Raw genomic sequence first — 18,408 nt, 5'->3', positions numbered from 1 at the left:
TTATCAATTTATATCCTATTGTAGCAGCCGCATTGATTAAGTCATAATTGTCTATGATTCAGAGTGTTGCTCACATCTCAACTTACACTGTCCCATGTAATTTTTTAACGAAATATGATACGATTCGGTCAATTTTTTTATGAAAAAAGCTGAATAATAATGACGAACAATAACTTTTCTTCAACGGCAGCGCTGCTGTGGTCAGTGGCAGACCTTCTGCGTGGCGATTTCAAACAGTCTCAATACGGTCGTATTATCTTACCTTTCACTCTTCTTAGACGTTTAGAGTGCGTGATTGAAGAGACTAAATCTGATGTTTTAGACAAGTATGAAGCAGTGAAAGCAATGCCTTTTGAAGCGCAAGACAAGATCTTGACTCACTCGGCAAAACTGAGCTTTTACAACACTTCAAAAATGGATCTGAGTCGTCTCGGTGAAACGAACGTTGCCAGTAACCTTGAAAGTTATATTCAGTCATTCAGTCCTAACGCTCGTGAGATTTTTGAGCATTTCGATTTTTTCAATACAATTGATAAATTGGAAGAAGCGGATCTCCTTTACAAAGTATCAAAACAGTTTGCGAATGCGCCATTATCACCAGAACAGATAAGCAACTACGGAATGGGTTTGGTGTTTGAAGAATTGATCAGACGCTTTGCTGAAAGTTCAAATGAAACGGCTGGTGAGCACTTCACGCCAAGAGATATTGTCCGTCTAACTACGTCATTAGTTTTTACGAACGATGATGCAGCACTTACACAAGCAGGCTTAGTGCGTTCAATTTACGATCCTACGGCTGGTACAGGTGGTTTCTTATCATCAGGTATGGAATATCTACACGAATTGAATGATCAAGCTTCTTTATCGGCTTTTGGTCAAGAGCTAAACCCTGAGTCATACGCAATCTGTAAAGCGGATATGCTAATCAAAGGTCAGAAGGTCGATAACATTAAGCTGGGTAATACCTTGTCTAATGACCAACTCCGCACTGATAAGTTTGATTACATGTTATCGAACCCTCCGTTTGGTGTGGATTGGAAGAAGATTCAAAAGTTCATTAGCGATGAGCATACAGATAAAGGATTTGAAGGTCGTTTTGGTGCAGGTTTACCACGAGTATCTGACGGTTCGTTACTCTTCTTAATGCACCTTGTTAGCAAAATGCGTCCTCAGCATGAAGGTGGTTCACGTATCGGTATTATCTTGAACGGCTCACCACTGTTTACAGGTGGGGCAGGTAGCGGTGAAAGTGAAATTAGACGCTACATTCTTGAAAATGACTTGCTTGAAGCAATTGTCGCTCTACCAACTGATATGTTTTACAACACTGGTATTGCAACTTATGTGTGGGTCTTATCAAGCCAAAAGCCAGCTAATCGTAAAGGTAAAGTTCAGCTAATCAATGCTTCAAAAGAACGTGCTAAAAAAGGCGGTCGTGGTCGAAGTGGTGGTGGTGAAGTTGAAGGGAATGATCAAGACGTATTTTACTCTGCGATGCGTAAATCGTTAGGCAGTAAGCGTAAAGAGCTGACCGAAGAGAGCATTGATACGATTGTAAAAACCTACGGTCAATTTGCCGAAAATACGTTTAGTAAGATTTTTGATTATAAAGAATTTGGTTACCGAAGAATTACAGTAGAACGTCCTCTTAAACTTGCGATTTACCCGAAAGACGAATTGAGAATTGAAGCGCTTAAAGCGGATAAAGCGTGGACAAAATTGGGTGAAGCACTTCAACAAGCCGTATTAGAAGCCCTTGCTTTATTCACAGAAGAGAAGCTGTTATCTCGTGATACATTCTTAAAAGACTTTACCGTTAATTTGAACGGCTCAAAGCTTACTGCAGCACAGCAAAAGCTAATCGTGAAGCACTTAGGTGAGCACGATGATGAAGCAGAAGTGTGTAAGGTTAAAGGTAAGATTGAAGCGAACCCAGATTTACGTGATAACGAAAACGTGCCACTAACGGAAACCGTTGAAGATTACTTTGCTCGTGAAGTATTACCGCACGTTCCTGACGCTTGGGTTGATACTAAAAAAACCGATGAACTGGACGGTGAAGTGGGTGTGGTTGGTTATGAAATCCCATTCAACCGTCATTTCTATGTCTATGAGCTACCAAGAGCCTTAGAAGCCATTGATGCAGATTTAGATGCGGTATCGGCTGAGATTATGCAGCTACTTAACGAGGTGCATTCATAATGACAGGTCGTTATAAAGCATACCCTGAGTATAATGAGTCTGGGGTTGATTGGTTAGGTGTAATTCCTACGCATTGGTCTTCAAAACCATTGAAGTTTATTTGTTCATGTAATGATGAAGTGATAAACGAATCAACTGATGCTAATTATGAAATTGAGTATGTAGATATTGGTAGTGTCTCGGCTGTTAATGGAATTACTAAGACAGAAAAAGTGATATTTGGAAAATCGCCGTCAAGAGCAAGAAGAATTGTTCGTGATGGTGATGTAATTGTATCAACTGTAAGAACGTACCTTGAAGCTATCGCTCCAATAACTAACCCACCAGAAAACATGATTGTATCTACTGGCTTTGCAGTTATTCGCCCAAAGCATTTGCTTGATAAGGGCTTTGCGTCATATTGTTTACGAGCAAAAGGGTTTATTAAAGAAGTCGTTGCTCGTTCTGTTGGTGTTAGTTATCCAGCGATTAATGCTTCTGATTTAGTACAAATTAAGGTTCCTTCATTCCCACAAAATGAACAACAAAAAATCGCCAACTTCCTCGATCACGAAACCGCCAAGATCGACACCTTAATCACGAAACAAGAAAAGTTGATTGAGCTGTTAAAAGAAAAACTCCTTGCTAATCGTTATCATACCGTAACAAAAGGTCTAACCGCTGACGTTAGTTTTGTTGAAACAGGAATTAGTTGGACTCCTTTAGCCCCAGAGCATTGGTCACAAGTCCCCAATCGAAGTGTAATGTCTATGAGGCGAGTTTTAGTTGGTCAAAATTATCGAAATTACCAGCTTCTATCTTTAACAAAAAAAGGAGTGTTAGTTCGTAACATATCAAGTGGAGAAGGCAAACAATCGGATCACTTAGATAGGACACAGGAAGTTAGAAAAGGCGATCTTGTATTTTGTCTATTTGACGTTGAGGAAACTCCTCGAACTGTAGGTCTATCTCATCACCTTGGAATGATTAGTGGTGACTACACTGTATTCGAATGTTCAAACCCAAATATGGCAAGATTTTTAGAATATTTTTACAAAGCTATGGACGATAGAAAGCTCCTTAAACCATTATACAGAGGCTTGAGGAAGCGGATTCCAAAGCCAGGTTTTTTAAGAGTTAGTATTCCAGTTCCACCAAAAGAAGAACTAAAGAGTATCTTACAATTCCTTGATTACTTAGAAGAAAGAATTGAACAGCTTACTTATTTAGCGGATAAGCAAGTAACAATACTCAAAGAACGCAAAGTAGCCCTTATCTCAGCAGCAGTAACAGGAAAGATTGATGTGCGTGATTGGGAGTCTAAGTAAGACTAATGTCTGATAGAAACGAGTTAATCGCTAACATAGATTCAGATGAAGGGTTAAAGGCAAAGAGGAAGCTACTAACGTTAGCTTCCCTAACTCTTCTGGCTCTGTCGTTTACTGGCGCAAAGCTTGAAGAAGCGAATACATTCATCTTTAAAATTACATTCACTAATCAAAGTGGTTTAGGGGCATTTCTATGTATATCGATTGCTTTTCTTATCATTAGATATCACAACTATGCAAAGCCTTATCACGATCAACTTTTCGGTATATGGTCAACGAGGCTATTAAGCCTTGATTTTTTTGATAGGCAAGTAGGACCTGATTATGAACATAAAAAAGGGATTTTAATTGAATCTCTACCAGAAGAGTATTTTGACCGATTTCCTCACGATTTAAGTTGGAACACTAACTATGTGAGGAAGATGTTCTTTCGCAGGTATATAGCTCATACAGTGGATATCAGAACTCAATATGAACACTATTACACAACCTTGCATATCAACATTTACTCTCAGTTTGGTTTAAGAACTTACTTGAAGGTTCTTGCCTTAGAGTGCAAAGAATTAATAGCGTCTTTTTCTCAATATCGAGAAAACCTCGATATTGTAACGCCTTATATGCTTGGTGTTTGTGCAATTGCAAGCTATCCACTAAGTAATCATTTAGTCAGAATATTAAAACATATCTCAACTCTTAACTGGTTTAATTAAACCAGTTATACCAGAAAAGTGGTTAGGTAATGAGTAAAGAAAAAACAACAAGAGAGCTTCAATTCCAAAACGATATTCTTGACCAAATGCAGTCAAACGGCTGGCTGTTAGGTCAATCGAACAAATACAATCGTGAGTTGGCTCTTTATACAGAAGATGCTGAGGCATTCATTCGGAACACTCAACCTACGCAGTGGGAAAAGTTAGCGCAACACTCCCCAAATACAGACCGTAATCCGACCGCTACTCGTGATGCTATGTTCAAAGCGTTAGATCGTGATTTAAAGAGTAAAGGCACGTTGTGGGTATTGCGTAATCAAGTTAAGGATCGTGGGGCTAAGTTTCGCTTCTGTACATTCAAGCCTGATCACGACTTAAATCCTGATGCTACGGCTCAATATCAGAAAAATATCTTACGTGTTGTGCCAGAGCTGATTTATTCGCCTAACGGCTATGACGGACGTATCGATTTAACTCTGTTCGTGAATGGTATTCCTGTTGCTACCTGTGAACTTAAATCAGAGTTTAAACAATCGATTGATAATGCCAAAGTCCAATACATGAAGGACAGGCAGCCCAAAGATCCAGCCACAAAGAAAGCAGAGCCATTATTAACCTTTAAGCGTGGTGCATTGGTTCACTTTGCTGTTAGTCAGTACAACGTTGCTATGACGACTTTTTTGATGGGGGAAAAGACATTCTTCCTACCATTTGATCAAGGAACGTGGGACGGTGGCAAAGGCAATGACATTCCAGAAGATGATTCTTATGCGACTTCTTATCTTTGGAATGAGATTTTCCAGAAAGACAATCTACTGCTTATTTTAAGCCGTTACATTCATTTAGAACGTAAAGAGATTGAAGAGTTAGACGGGACAATTAAAGTCAAAGAAACGATGATTTTCCCTCGCTATCACCAATGGGCGGTCGTGTCTAAACTGATTAACACAGTCGATCTGGAAGGTACGGGTGAGAAGTATCTGGTTCAACACAGTGCTGGATCAGGTAAATCTAATTCTATTGCTTGGCTTTCACACCAACTTGCTTCAAAACACTATTACACTGAACATCCAGAGCTTGATAAACAAGCTGGTGATAAGGTTTTTGACTCCGTTATCGTTATCACAGATAGAACCGTTCTTGATAGTCAGTTGCAAGATACGATTTATCAGTTCGATCATAACGAAGGAATGATTGCTCGTGTTAATCGTGAAGCAGCGCAAGGCTCTAAATCGAGTCAATTAGCAGGAGAGTTAAAGGCTGGTACATCCATCATTATTGTGACCATTCAAACCTTTCCACACGTCTTAGAAGCGATACGTGAAGACGCAACGTTAGCGGGTCGTAGTTTTGCTGTTATTGCTGATGAAGCTCACTCTGGACAAAGTAGCTCTAACGCTCGTAAATTGCGTGAAGTGTTAATGGCAGAAGAACTTGAAGACGATGCTGAATTAGACAGTGAAGATATGCTGCGTTTGTCGTTGGAAGCTCGTAAAGGGTCAAACAAACTCAGCTACTTTGCTTTTACCGCTACACCGAAGGCAAAAACTTTAGAGTTGTTTGGTCGTAGACCTGATTTATCTGAGCCTGTTAGTGATACAAATAAGCCCTCAGCGTTCCACGTTTACTCTATGCGTCAAGCAATTGAAGAAGGGTTTATTTTAGACGTTCTACAAAACTACACCAGTTATCGTGTCGCTTATCAACTGGCACACGAAAACCCAACGTCAGACCAAGAAGTTGATAGTAAAAAAGCTGCTTCAAAAATGGCGAAGTGGGTTCGCTTGCACCCTTACAATATTGCTCAAAAAGTTGAAGTGATTATTGAACACTTCAATAGTAAGGTGAAACACCTGTTAGGCGGTGAAGCTAAGGCTATGGTCGTTACTTCAAGCCGATTAGAAGCAGTGCGCTATAAGCTGGCGTTTGAAAAATACGTGCAAAGTAAGGGCTATAACAATGTCAATGCGATGGTGGCGTTTTCTGGTGATGTGAATGATCCTGAATTACCCGATCAGACGTTTACAGAAAATAACATGAACCCGAATTTGCGTGGTCGTGATATGCGAAAAGCATTTGATACGTCAGATTATCAAGTGATGTTGGTTGCGAATAAATTCCAGACAGGCTTTGACCAACCTAAGCTTGTTGCTATGTATGTCGATAAGCCACTAAAAGGCGTTGAGTGTATTCAAACCCTCTCTCGTTTGAACCGAACTTGTAAAGGTAAAGATAGAACGTTTGTCCTTGATTTTGTTAACGAGCCTGACGATATTCTTGAAGAGTTTAAAGTCTATTTTCAAACGGCTGAATTAGCAGGGGTATCTGATCCTCATATCGTCTATGAGTTGATGGATAAGCTGAATAAGGTAGGGATCTATCAGTGGTTTGAAGTTGAAACATTTGTTGAAGCTTATAACAGCAAAAAAGCCAAACAAGCTAAGTTAGCCAACTTGTGCAAGGCTCCCGTAACACGCTTTGAGCTTCGTTACAAAGAAGCGACACACGTTTTAGAATCAGCACAAGCGGATCTGTCTAAGGCGAAGATTGAGAAGAACGATAAAGCGATAAAGTTTGCTCAAAACAGTGTGAAAAACGCTAAGGAAGCCAGAGATATTCTGGAAGTGTTTAAGAAAGATTTAGTCTCTTTTGTTCGCTACTACGAGTTCATTTCACAGATTGTCGATTTTAGTGATTTCGATTTAGAGAAGCTGGCGTTGTTTGCAAAACACCTTGCACCTCTATTGCGTTTAGAGTTGGTTCAAGAGGATGTGGATTTAGCGGATGTGGTAATGACGCATTACCGTTTGCACGAGCAACGAGAAGCTGATTTACAGTTAGGTCATAAAGTGGGTGAAGATTCCACTCCTTACTTACCAGCGACAAAAGAAGGTTCAGGTGCAACACCGAAAGATCCAAAAACTGAATTGCTTAACGAAATTATCGAACGAATGAACGATTTGTTTATTGAAGACGGTTTGACGGAAAGTGATATGTTGAACTATGCCAATACAATTATGGGCAAAGTCTCTGAAAATAACGTAGTCATGGATCAGCTTCGTAACAACACAAAAGAACAAGCTATGTTAGGTCAGTTCCCTGAATCAATTAATGAAGCTGTGATTGAGAGTATGGGCGTTCACGAGCAAATGGCTATGAAAGTCCTGTCTAATGATGCTGTGGCTAAGAACTTTGCTGGATTGATGTTTGATATGTTGATGAAAGGCTTAGGCAAAGATAATCAACAAGGTGCGTAGTTTAGTTAAATTTGTCGTTGTAGACGTTTCTGCTTTAGTTTTTGTGACACATAGAGGAACAGTAGATAAACTATGCTTAAAGTTGCTATCTGGTTCTCGGCATCATAAATGCGTCTAACTTTCATTGTTTTTTTAATGGATGTGGTGAGGTTGGTTTTTGGGAGGTTAAGAATGATTAACCTCCAAAAATCTTAATTAAAAATCGTTTTATCTTCAAGCAAAGTGTTTTTTATTCTTTTGAAGAATAATTTTATTACTTTTATATCAGCATCTAAAATTTTGTTTTCTTTATTTTTCCATTGTAAGTTTTCGAGATTTAATAAAAGAGAGCTAATTTCACTTATAGAAATACTTACCTCTTTTTCTAAAAATAATAATGTTATATTAAATAAATCCTCTTGTTTTTTTATTGATTGCTTTTTATTCCGCCTTGCGTCGAGAATAATGTTTAGCAATGATTTTTTAATATTTACTCGGTGTTTGTCATTGATTTCATAATAGAAGTCAAAGAAATGCATTGAGTTAATTTCATGTGATTTGTTTTCCAACTCAATTAAAGACGCGAAAGAACGAACCAATTTATTTCTATTTTTCAATTCTTTTTCATCAAGATTTTGAAGTTCTCGACAAAGTTTTTTATAAACTGTTTCAATGTATTTTGTGTTAAGTTCTTTTCCGAATTTAATGTGTTTATATAAACTTTTAATCTCCTTTGGCGATATGTCTTTGTGATTTTTGTAAAGGAAATCAATTGATTCTGAAAATCCCACCCAGCATTGTTTGTTTTGCAAATGCCTTAATATTTTTATGTTTTTTAGGAGTTTGTACATATATTCATTGTATTTATAAATAGTTATGACTTACAGTTTTGTGTATTTTAATTTACGAATGGTTAACATATAATACATCCTTAATATCTTGAATGGTAGATAATCGAAGGAGATTATATGAAAACGACTAAAAATATAGCAGTGATCCTTTCAGGTTCTGGAGTTTTTGATGGAACTGAGATTCACGAAGCTGTCTTGACTTTTTTGTCATTAGAAAAACATGGTATGAATTACGAAACATACGCCCCAGATATTGCACAGGCTCATGTGGTTAATCACATGACAGGTGAAGTTTCTGATGAACAAAGAAATGTTTTGGTCGAATCAAATCGTTTGAGCCGTGGCACAACAAAAGCATTGAGTGAATTAAATGCTGATTCTTATGATGCATTAGTGCTTATTGGTGGTTTCGGTGCTGCAAAAAATCTTTCAACTTTTGCTTTTGATGGTGAAAACTACTCTGTTAATGAAGACGTTTCTGGTCTGATCAAGGCATTCAATCAACAATCTAAATACATTGTTGGTATGTGCATAGCTCCGATGGTTCTTGCAAAGGCTATCTCAAATGCAGAACTCACAATTGGAAATGATAAAGAGATTGGTTGTACCATTGAGAGTGTTTCGACTAATAAGCATGTTGTAACTGACGTAACTTCATCACATGCTGATGATTCCTCGAAAATCATCACAACTTCTGCTTATATGCTTGCAAGTAATCTGCAAGAGTTAGAAGTAGGCATCAATGATGCTATTTCGAAACTATCTGATAGGATTTAAAAAAGAGTTTAAGATAGTGAAGCCGTAATTTGGTGAAGGAATCAGTTGTTCGGTTATTCAGAACAACTGCGGAAGATGGTAAGTCATTTTACTTAATGACCTCTAAAGTCTTTTGTGAAACAATCTGTTTGTTCTTGGTAAAAGCCTTTATCTGTGGGTTAAGACAGTATGTTGTTATCACGTAACGCTTATATATGTTTTACTTGATGTAAAAACAACACGAACTCAGAAGGGAACTGGTTTAGGGATTTAGAACCATTTTATCACTGAAGAAGTCAAAAGGAAGGACGTTTGGTAGGCACCATTCAACGACGAAAAGGTAATACTTATGAGTCAGGTGCTTTACAAAGTTCCAGTATTTATGACAATCAACGGCAAAAAGATTTGTTATCTGATTGAATACCATAGATATGTAGAACTGCGTAATTTAGGGCTGAAAGATAGTCAAATTATTGCTGATGAAACAGTTTATAAGAGGGCTGCTTGATGTCTTCCAATAACCAAGAACACTGAAAGCCACTCTTCGGAGTGGCTTTTTCTTATGTGCAGCATAGTAGGATAGTAAATTCCCAAAATAGAAAAATTTTGTGAGTAAAATTCTTTTATTTTTATATTTATAACAATGGGTTATGCGTCAAGGGCGTTTTGCGGTGTTTTTCTTTTGATTTTGTTGATCATCCAAACCATAGCGTCAACAATCGCGTTTACGCCATTGATGATTGGGTCGCGTTTTTCTTTCGCTTGTTTAGAAATCGCAATACCGAAGAATAAGCAGAAAACGAGAATTTGCAGAATGTTAGCTTCGTTCAGTGATTGGAAAACGTTGGTAGGGATCATGCCCGTGATGGTTGCCCAGAACGTTGGAAGTTCGCCTTTCGCAGCGTATTCAGAAGAGAACATACCTTCAACGCCAGAAACATCGATACCACGACCCGGTTCGAATACTTCACCCATTACAAGCGCTAGTGCTACAGCAAGTGCAGACGTTAGTGCAAAGTAACCCAGTGTAACCACACCAACTTTACCTGCTGATGAGCTATTACCTAGACCTGCAGCACCTGAAATTAGGGCAACTGCGACTAGAGGAATAACCAGCATCTTGATTAAATTGATGAAGATTGCGCCCAGTGGAGCGAACATTGTTGCGCTGTCACCCATCATTGCACCGACAGCGGTACCGATGATCATTGCAATAACGACTTGAACGCCGATGTTGCTTAGTAAACTCTTTTCTTTTAACACTTCCATAACCTCTGTGCTACTAAATATAAAAATCCCAGAACTACTCACCAATGTACGATGTACCATTGGATTAATATTTCGCGACGAGTTTTACACGTATCCTTTACATTTATCAATATGAGCAGAGGTGAAAGTCTCTGAAAAACTGGTGGTCTAATGTCATTTGTTGATTTTGCACAACAATGCAATCGTTTGCCTTGGTTTTTTATTGCGATGTTATTTGTTGAATTTATAAAATACTTTTCGCTGGAGATTTTGTGAATGATTTACAAGCGCTGGTATTGAAAATATCTCGTTAACATTTTGATTTCATTTGCGAGTGTTTTTTGAACACCTATGTTGGGGTGAATCCACAGTTACGTGTTGTGTGAAATTTAGCCTGAACTATGCTTAAGGTATCTATTTATTACCAAGATGTTACCTCTGCGCTTTAAATAAAACGTCTATCTAGCATCTCAGTTGTAAGGAGAGGGGCTATGACTTTTATATTAAAGTACTTGTTTGTGTTTCTTCTGTTGTTCAGCTCTGTGTTCGCTCAGGCCGATGATGTCTGGGTGATTGAGGTGAATGGAGGGATAGGTCCGGCGACCAGTGATTACCTCACTAGAGAAATAGAACAAGCTCACGATGAGCAAGCAAAGCTCATCATTTTGAAAATGAACACGCCTGGCGGGTTAGATTCGTCGATGCGTGACATTATTCGATCCATCACCACGTCACCGATTCCGATAGCAACTTGGGTTGGGCCAGCAGGCTCACGTGCGGCGAGTGCGGGAACCTATATTTTACTTGCTAGTCACATCGCTTCCATGGCGCCCGGAACTAATCTAGGTGCAGCAACCCCAGTGTCGCTCGGTGGGGGCAAAGCGCCTGCTAATCCGTTATCTCCTCAAGACGATGCTAATAAAGATGACAACACTTCGGCGAGTGAGCAAGACGAAACGAAACAAGAGAACTCAGACCAAGTAAAAGCCACCACTGCGATGGAGAAGAAAGTCATCAATGATGCTGCGGCTTACATTGTCAGTTTGGCTAAGTTACACAACCGTAATGAAGAATGGGCAGAAAAAGCGGTAAGAGAAGCGGCGAGTTTAGACTCAGAGAACGCACTCACACTTAACGTGATTGATTTTATTGTCAGCGACCTTCAGCAATTGGTTGAATTGAGTAACGGGCGCACCGTCACCATCAACGGTGTCAGTCAGGAAGTTCAGCTTAGTGATGTTGCTTTTGTCGAGCGAGAACAAGACTGGCGCTTTAGTTTGCTGTCAGTGATCACGAACCCGAACGTTGCATATATTTTGATGCTGATTGGTATCTACGGTTTGTTACTCGAATTCTATAACCCCGGCGTCGGGCTACCGGGTGTTTTGGGTGGTATCTGTCTGTTATTAGCGATGTACTCCTTACAAATGCTGCCTGTGAGTTACGCGGGCCTTGCTTTAATCCTATTGGGAATTGCTTTGATGGTCGCAGAGGCCTTTAGCCCTAGCTTTGGTATTTTTGGTTTGGGCGGAGTTGCTGCGTTTACGCTCGGTTCAATCATGTTGATGGATACCGAAGTACCAGGTTATCAAATCGCATTGCCACTAATTATCGGGATCAGTTTGTTCTCTGTTGCCTTTATCGTCGTAACAATATCAATGCTAGTCCGAGTGAGAAACAAACCAGTGACTACGGGGATGGAAGCGGTAGTCGGTGACACGGGCAAAGTGGTAAACGGCTTCCCTGGTGCGGGGCGTGTGCTAGTCGAAGGTGAGATCTGGCAAGCCAAATGTGCGAGTGAATTGCAAGTGGGGCAGATCATCAGAGTGACCAAGCTGACGGGGCTATCTTTGGATGTTGAGGCGCTGCCCGATGATACATCATCGAAATCTAGCTAGCGCGGCATGCTAGAACAAACGTTATCGAATTATTAATTGCTTAGCCATCGTTACTATTAGGGGGCGGTTATGTTTATACACACTATAGGTATTGTCATTGTGCTCGTTATCTTGTTGATAGCCAGCATGTTCAGAGTTCTGCGCGAATATGAACGTGCAGTGGTTTTTTTCCTTGGGCGATTTTACGGTGTGAAAGGGCCGGGGTTAATTATCATCATTCCTTTCATCCAACAAATTGTGCGAGTGGATCTACGAACTATCGTGTTGGACGTGCCGACGCAAGATTTGATCACACGCGATAACGTGTCAGTGAAGGTGAATGCTGTGGTCTATTTTCGAGTGCTGGATCCGAAGATGGCGATCAATAATGTAGAGAACTACCTCGAAGCGACCAGCCAACTGTCACAAACAACGCTGCGTTCAGTATTAGGACAGCATGAGTTGGATGAGCTATTGTCTGAGCGTGAAGAGCTCAATAGAGACTTGCAAGCGATACTGGATCAACACACCGATAACTGGGGGATCAAGATTGCCAATGTCGAGATCAAGCATGTGGATCTTGATGACAGTATGGTGCGAGCTCTAGCTAAGCAAGCCGAGGCGGAACGTTCACGTCGAGCTAAGGTGATCCATGCAACAGGGGAACTAGAAGCATCAACCAAGCTGAAAGAGGCTGCAGAGGTTCTTAATCAAGCGCCAAATGCGATTCAGCTGCGTTACATGCAAACACTAACAGAAGTAGCGAATGAGCGAACTTCCACAATCATATTCCCAATGCCCATCGATCTGGTCGAGAAGATAACCGATCCGATCAAAGCGACACTCAATGAGGCTGCAATCAAGAAAGCGATGAAAGCCGATGAGTGATTGGCTCAAATGAAGAGCAATAAAAAAGGCTCCACAACTGTGGAGCCTTTTAGTATTTGAATCGCTGGTTCTATTTAATGACCATTGATTACGAGCGTCGATTATTTCTGCGTAGCCGCTTTCATTGGCGTAACAAACTCCGCAAGGGCTTTAAGCATTGCTTCTGGTTGTTCAACGTTGTTTTCAATGATTTTCACAACCGCTGAGCCAGAGATAGCACCTGCAGCGCCAGCTACAATCGCTTCTTTCACTTGTTCAGGAGCAGAGATACCGAAACCAAGCAGTGCTGGTGGCGCATCAAATTTGTTCAAACGATCAAGTAGGGCTGTCACAGGCATATTTGCTTTTGTTTCTGCACCCGTTACGCCTGAGCGAGAAAGTAGGTATGTGTAACCGCCACCTAGCTCAGAAACTGATTGAAGTGTTTCATCGCTTGCTGTTGGCGGAGCAATAAAGATTGGGTGAACTCCAAACTTCTTAGCTGCAGCAACAAACTCGCCACTCTCGTTGGTTGGAACATCAGCAATCAATACTGAATCGATACCTGCTTTTGCGCAGCGTTCGTAAAAATTTTCTATACCACGTGCGTAAACCAAGTTTGCGTACATCAGTAGGCCGATTGGTAGCTCTGGGTATTTAGCGCGAATTTGACCAATAAGATCAAAACACACATCTGGCGTTACTTTAGAATCTAAAGCACGAATGTTTGCGCCTTGGATTGTTGGACCATCTGCAAGCGGATCTGAGAATGGGATACCAAGCTCAAGTGCATCTGCACCCGCTTCAACTAAGGTTTCCATGATCTTAAGAGACTGCTCAGGGTTAGGATCGCCAACCGTTACGAATGGTACAAATGCGCCCTGATTCTTTTCAGCTAAGCGAGTGAAGAGTGATTGATAGCGATCCATTATAATGCTCCTTTCTCTTTAAGAATGTCGTGTACAGAGAAAATGTCTTTGTCACCACGACCAGATAAGTTAACGACTAATAGCTGTTCTTTCTCAGGGTTGTCGTGAGCCATTTTAACTGCATGAGCCAAAGCATGAGATGACTCTAGCGCTGCGATAATACCTTCTTTACGTGCAATCAATTGGAACGCTTCTAGTGCTTCGTCATCGGTCACGTTGTCGTATTCAGCACGGCCAATCGCATTTAGGTGTGCGTGTTGAGGACCAACTGATGGGAAATCTAGACCCGCAGAAACAGAGTAAGACTCTTCTACTTGGCCGTTCTCATCTTGCATCAGTGGTGCTTTCATACCGAAGAAAATACCTGTTTTACCGTGTTTAAGTGGTGCGCCGTGTTGGTCGGTATCAATACCTTTACCAGCAGGCTCTACACCGATTAGGCGAACAGACTCTTCTTCAATGAAATCAGCGAACATGCCGATAGCGTTAGAACCACCACCTACACAAGCGATAACGGCATCAGGAAGGCGACCTTCACGAGCTAGAATTTGGTTCTTCGTTTCTTCACCGATCATGCGTTGGAAATCACGAACAATCGTTGGGAATGGGTGAGGGCCAGCCGCAGTACCTAGCAGGTAGTGCGCGTCTTCATAAGTTGCAGACCAGTCACGTAGTGCTTCGTTACATGCGTCTTTTAGCGTTGAAGAGCCAGAATGAACAGGGATAACCTCTGCGCCCATTAGCTTCATACGGAATACGTTCGGGCTTTGACGTTCAACGTCTTTAGCACCCATGTAAACGCGACACTTAAGGCCTAATAGAGCACACGCTAGAGCAGTTGCAACGCCGTGTTGGCCTGCGCCTGTTTCAGCGATGATTTCTTGCTTACCCATACGTTTAGCAAGTAGCGCTTGGCCAAGTACTTGGTTTGTCTTGTGAGCACCGCCGTGAAGTAGATCTTCACGCTTTAGGTACAGTTTGGTTTTTGTACCTTTAGTCAGGTTACGCGTAAGCGTTAGTGCCGTTGGGCGACCTGCGTACTCTTGCAGAAGCGTCATGAATTCACTGCGGAACTCAGGATCGGCTTGTGCATCGATAAATGCTTGTTCTAGTTGGTCTAGTGCTGGCACTAGGATCTGCGGTACGTATTGACCACCGTATTCACCGAAGTAGGCATCGAGTTTAGCCATTGTGTTATTCCTTCAATTCTATTGATGTGTCTTCACACCAAGTCATTTTATCTTGTTTGAGCTTCGCTAAAGCAAAGCTCACAAATATGTTTTTAGTTTCTGCTTTCTAATCCCTAGAGCCGAGCTTGGACTAGTAATTACGAATCGCTGTAAAAGCGCGTTGCAGTTTGTCTGCGTCTTTTTTACCTGGAGCGGATTCAACGCCAGAGTTTAGGTCTAATCCTAAGCAGCCCAATTTAGCTGCTTGGTTAGCGTTTTCTGGGTTTAGACCACCCGCCAACATGATTGCGCTTTGGTCGTTGATTAGGCTCCAATCGAACGCTTGGCCTGTACCACCCGTTTGAGAACCCACTTTAGTATCTAGTAGGTGACGAGTCACGTTGCTTTTCAGTAATTCTGGTAGCGCGCTTTTAGCACCGTTTTCATCACCAGAAGCCACACCGTAAGCTTTCCAAATCTCAACGCTTTCAGGCAGTGATTGTTTTAACTCATCGACAAATGCTTGAGACTCATCACCGTGCAGTTGCACAGCGAATAGGCCCAGCTCAGATACCGTTTTCGTAACGTCTGCTACGCTGTGGTTTTGGAACACACCCACGTAGTTCAGCGGTGCGCCACTCATAGTTAAACGAGCCGCTTCGATATCCACATGACGCTTAGATGCTTCAACGAAAATCAGACCACCGAATACCGCACCGGCTTGATACGCTTTCGCTGCATCGTCAGAGTGAGTTAAACCACACACCTTGTTTTCACCGAGTGTTACTTTACGCACCGCAAGTTCTAGGTTCTTTTCAGCCATAAGAGAGCTGCCGATTAGGAAGCCATCTGCAAATGTTGAAAGGTCACGAACTTGTTGATGTGTGTAGATCCCAGACTCAGAAATCACGACTGCGTTTGGAGCCAGTTCGCGAATCAGCGGAGCCAACTCTTTAGTACGGTTCAAATCCGTCGAAAGGTCACGCAGGTTACGGTTATTAATACCGATCACTTTTGCTTTTAAAGCGACTGCGCGGTGAAGCTCTTCTTCGTTACTGACTTCGGTTAGTACACCCATATTTAGCGAGTGAGCAACTTCAGCCAGCGCTTGGTATTCTTCGTCATCCAATACCGATAGCATCAACAAGATAGCATCAGCAGAGTAGTGACGAGCTAAGTAGACTTGGTAGGTATCAACCATGAAGTCTTTACACAGGATAGGCTGCTTCGCAATGCTCCGAACCTTAGGTAAAAACTCGAAGTCACCTTGGAAGTATTTCTCGTCTGTCAGCACTGAAATCGCGTTTGCGTGGTTGTTGTAAACCGATGCAATGTAGTCCAAATCAAACTCGTCACGGATTAAACCTTTTGACGGTGATGCCTTCTTACATTCAGTGATGAAAACGGTTTGCTTGCCGCTCAGTGCATCATAAAAGCTGCGGTCTGTTGCAGTTAGTGACGCTTTAAACTCGTCCAGTGGTTGAGTCTGCTTACGCGCTTCAACCTATTGATATTTATCACGAACGATTTTTGCTAATACTTCCGCCATTTCAGCTTCTTTGACTGAAACGTGGGTCGACAGTTTATCGGTAGTCTGTGTCATGTTCTTTGTCTCGTCGTTCGTTAGGCATGTGCAGCAAGCTTTTGTACAAGCTCGTACGCTTTGCCAGAGTTCATCGCGTCAATCGCTTGCTGTGCGTTGGCTTTTAGATCTTCGTGACCAAATAGACGCATCAATAGAGCAACGTTGACGGCCACTGCGCCAACTTGGGCTTCAGTGCCTTTACCCGTTAGGATATCTGTTGTGATGGCTTTGTTTTCTTCTGGCTCGCCGCCCTTGATTGCTTCAAGAGGGTGAGTGTTCAGGCCAAAGTCAGCCGGTGTCACTGTGTATTCGTGAATCTTGCCATCTTTAATTTCAGCAACGATTGTCTCGCCATGAATAGCCACTTCATCAAGGCCACTACCATGCACAACGGCAGCACGCTTCATACCCATTTGCAGCATGGTTTCCGCGATAGGGCGGACGAGCTCTTTGCTGTAAACACCCATTAACTCGATATTAGGGCGAGCAGGGTTAATCAGTGGACCAAGGATGTTGAAGATAGTGCGCGTTTTCATCGTCTGACGAACAGGCATCGCGTGACGTACACCGACGTGATATTGCGGAGCAAATAGGAATGCTACGCCAAGCTCGTCGACTGCAGTACGAGTGTCTTCTGCTGTCATCGCTAGGTTAATGCCGAACGAGTCTAGTAGGTCAGAAGAGCCTGATTTGCTCGATACGCTGCGGTTGCCGTGCTTAGCTATTTTTAAACCACACGCTGCTGCTACAAATGCAGAAGTTGTAGAAATGTTGATGGTGTCATGACCGTCACCACCGGTACCTACGATGTCTGCAAAATCGTAATCAGGACGTGGGAACGGGTTTGCATTGGCAAGCAGTGCTTTCGCCGCGCCAGCAATTTCATCTGGCGTTTCGCCTTTGATTTTCAGTGCAGTAAGCGCAGAAGCCATCAAGATTGGGTCTAGTTCGCCCTTGATGATCACATCAAACAGTTGTTGGCTTTCTTCTTGAGTAAGAGACTGTTGTTCGTAAAGTTTATTAATCTGTTCCATGATCGTTTCCTAGTTAGTCTTTTTATCAAGAGTAGAGCTTTTCTCTAGATGAAGAGGTTTCTCAAGAGCCCATTCGATAGCGTTCGCTAGAAGCGTTGCACCGTAGGTCGTCATAATCGATTCAGGGTGGAATTGGAATCCACAAACCTTGTCTTGTTCTTGAACCACAGACATCACCAAATCATCGACTTCAGCGGTCACCGTTAAGCTATCGGATACATGCGTTGCCACTAAAGAGTGGTAGCGAGCGATAGCCAGCGGCGAAGGTAAGCCTTGGTAAGTCGCATGGTTTTGGTGTTCCATCATCGACACCTTACCATGAATGATTTCGCCAGCGCCTGCAACGGTGCCGCCGTAGGCTTCAACAATCGCTTGGTGGCCTAAGCAAATACCAATCATTGGCACTTTGCCTTTTAGCAGCTGAATTAGCTCAGGCATGCAGCCCGCATCCGCTGGAGCGCCAGGGCCTGGTGAAAGCAGTGCAACAGGGTTGTCTAGTTCGTTGATCGCCGCTTCAACTACTTTTGCAGGAATGTTGTTACGGTAAATCTTTACGCTGTGACCTAATGAACGAAACTGGTCTACAAGGTTGTATGTGAATGAGTCGAAGTTATCGATGAATACAATATCAGCCATG

13 protein-coding genes and 2 pseudogenes are annotated in these 18,408 nt (G+C 41.9%); 8 read left to right on the top strand and 7 right to left on the bottom strand.

Features of this window, described 5'->3' with window-relative positions; genetic code table 11:
• Window positions 1-159 precede the first annotated feature (159 nt).
• Genes OCU90_RS11005 through OCU90_RS10990 form a run of 4 tightly spaced genes read left to right on the top strand, consistent with a single transcriptional unit; the run spans window position 160 to window position 7,476 of the window.
• Entirely contained in the window at window positions 160-2,202 is a 2,043-nt protein-coding gene (locus OCU90_RS11005) for a type I restriction-modification system subunit M (RefSeq protein WP_061021674.1), read from the top strand.
• Window positions 2,202-3,509, top strand: a complete 1,308-nt coding sequence (locus OCU90_RS11000; RefSeq protein WP_061021671.1) for a restriction endonuclease subunit S — start codon at window positions 2,202-2,204, stop codon at window positions 3,507-3,509. Before OCU90_RS11005 ends, OCU90_RS11000 begins: the two co-directional genes overlap by 1 nt.
• Window positions 3,510-3,514: 5 nt before the next feature.
• Window positions 3,515-4,219, top strand: coding sequence for a hypothetical protein (locus OCU90_RS10995; protein ID WP_061021670.1), 705 nt, complete (start codon window positions 3,515-3,517; stop codon window positions 4,217-4,219).
• 29 nt (window positions 4,220-4,248) lie between these two features.
• Entirely contained in the window at window positions 4,249-7,476 is a 3,228-nt protein-coding gene (locus tag OCU90_RS10990; RefSeq protein ID WP_061021668.1) for a type I restriction endonuclease subunit R, read from the top strand.
• Window positions 7,477-7,667: 191 nt separating this feature from the next.
• On the opposite strand, the gene OCU90_RS10985 is transcribed toward OCU90_RS10990, so the two are convergent.
• Window positions 7,668-8,306: a hypothetical protein gene (locus tag OCU90_RS10985; RefSeq protein ID WP_061021667.1), complete on the bottom strand. Its 639-nt coding sequence runs from the start codon at window positions 8,304-8,306 to the stop codon at window positions 7,668-7,670.
• Window positions 8,307-8,423: 117 nt separating this feature from the next.
• Here OCU90_RS10985 and elbB point away from each other — a divergent pair, with 117 nt between their 5' ends.
• Window positions 8,424-9,083, top strand: coding sequence for an isoprenoid biosynthesis glyoxalase ElbB (gene elbB / locus OCU90_RS10980; protein ID WP_061021665.1), 660 nt, complete (start codon window positions 8,424-8,426; stop codon window positions 9,081-9,083).
• 328 nt (window positions 9,084-9,411) lie between these two features.
• The gene (locus tag OCU90_RS10975) at window positions 9,412-9,570 is read left to right on the top strand and encodes a hypothetical protein (RefSeq protein ID WP_155647275.1); all 159 of its coding nucleotides are present in this window, start codon (window positions 9,412-9,414) and stop codon (window positions 9,568-9,570) included.
• Window positions 9,571-9,746: 176 nt separating this feature from the next.
• Here the strand turns inward: OCU90_RS10975 and OCU90_RS10970 are convergent.
• A pseudogene (locus OCU90_RS10970) lies at window positions 9,747-10,391 on the bottom strand (dicarboxylate/amino acid:cation symporter); the annotation flags it as partial.
• Window positions 10,392-10,801: 410 nt separating this feature from the next.
• On the opposite strand from OCU90_RS10970, the gene OCU90_RS10965 reads away from it, so the two are divergent.
• Both OCU90_RS10965 and OCU90_RS10960 read left to right on the top strand, forming a co-directional pair.
• Window positions 10,802-12,208: an NfeD family protein gene (locus OCU90_RS10965; RefSeq protein WP_061021663.1), complete on the top strand. Its 1,407-nt coding sequence runs from the start codon at window positions 10,802-10,804 to the stop codon at window positions 12,206-12,208.
• Window positions 12,209-12,277: 69 nt separating this feature from the next.
• Window positions 12,278-13,075 carry a slipin family protein gene (locus OCU90_RS10960; RefSeq protein ID WP_004729804.1) on the top strand — a complete coding sequence of 266 codons (798 nt, stop codon included), beginning with the start codon at window positions 12,278-12,280 and terminating at the stop codon, window positions 13,073-13,075.
• A gap of 101 nt (window positions 13,076-13,176) precedes the next feature.
• On the opposite strand, the gene trpA is transcribed toward OCU90_RS10960, so the two are convergent.
• From trpA to OCU90_RS10935, 5 genes and pseudogenes are all read right to left on the bottom strand, one after another.
• A complete protein-coding gene (gene trpA, locus OCU90_RS10955) occupies window positions 13,177-13,983 on the bottom strand; it encodes a tryptophan synthase subunit alpha (RefSeq protein WP_017080965.1) in 807 nt (268 codons plus the stop codon).
• On the bottom strand, window positions 13,983-15,173 hold the full coding sequence (gene trpB / locus OCU90_RS10950) for a tryptophan synthase subunit beta (RefSeq protein WP_061021661.1): 1,191 nt from the start codon (window positions 15,171-15,173) through the stop codon (window positions 13,983-13,985). Before trpB ends, trpA begins: the two co-directional genes overlap by 1 nt.
• Window positions 15,174-15,303: 130 nt before the next feature.
• Window positions 15,304-16,755: pseudogene (gene trpCF / locus OCU90_RS10945) on the bottom strand (bifunctional indole-3-glycerol-phosphate synthase TrpC/phosphoribosylanthranilate isomerase TrpF).
• Between the two features lie 20 nt (window positions 16,756-16,775).
• Window positions 16,776-17,771: an anthranilate phosphoribosyltransferase gene (trpD, locus tag OCU90_RS10940; RefSeq protein WP_061021659.1), complete on the bottom strand. Its 996-nt coding sequence runs from the start codon at window positions 17,769-17,771 to the stop codon at window positions 16,776-16,778.
• Window positions 17,772-17,780: 9 nt separating this feature from the next.
• Window positions 17,781-18,407: an aminodeoxychorismate/anthranilate synthase component II gene (locus OCU90_RS10935; RefSeq protein WP_004729794.1), complete on the bottom strand. Its 627-nt coding sequence runs from the start codon at window positions 18,405-18,407 to the stop codon at window positions 17,781-17,783.
• Window position 18,408: the final 1 nt, after the last annotated feature.

The organism is Vibrio splendidus, assembly GCF_024347615.1.
Classification (GTDB): domain Bacteria; phylum Pseudomonadota; class Gammaproteobacteria; order Enterobacterales; family Vibrionaceae; genus Vibrio; species Vibrio splendidus.
The sequence above is the reverse complement of the archived record's forward strand: the minus strand, read 5'-3'. Positions and strand labels throughout refer to the sequence as shown.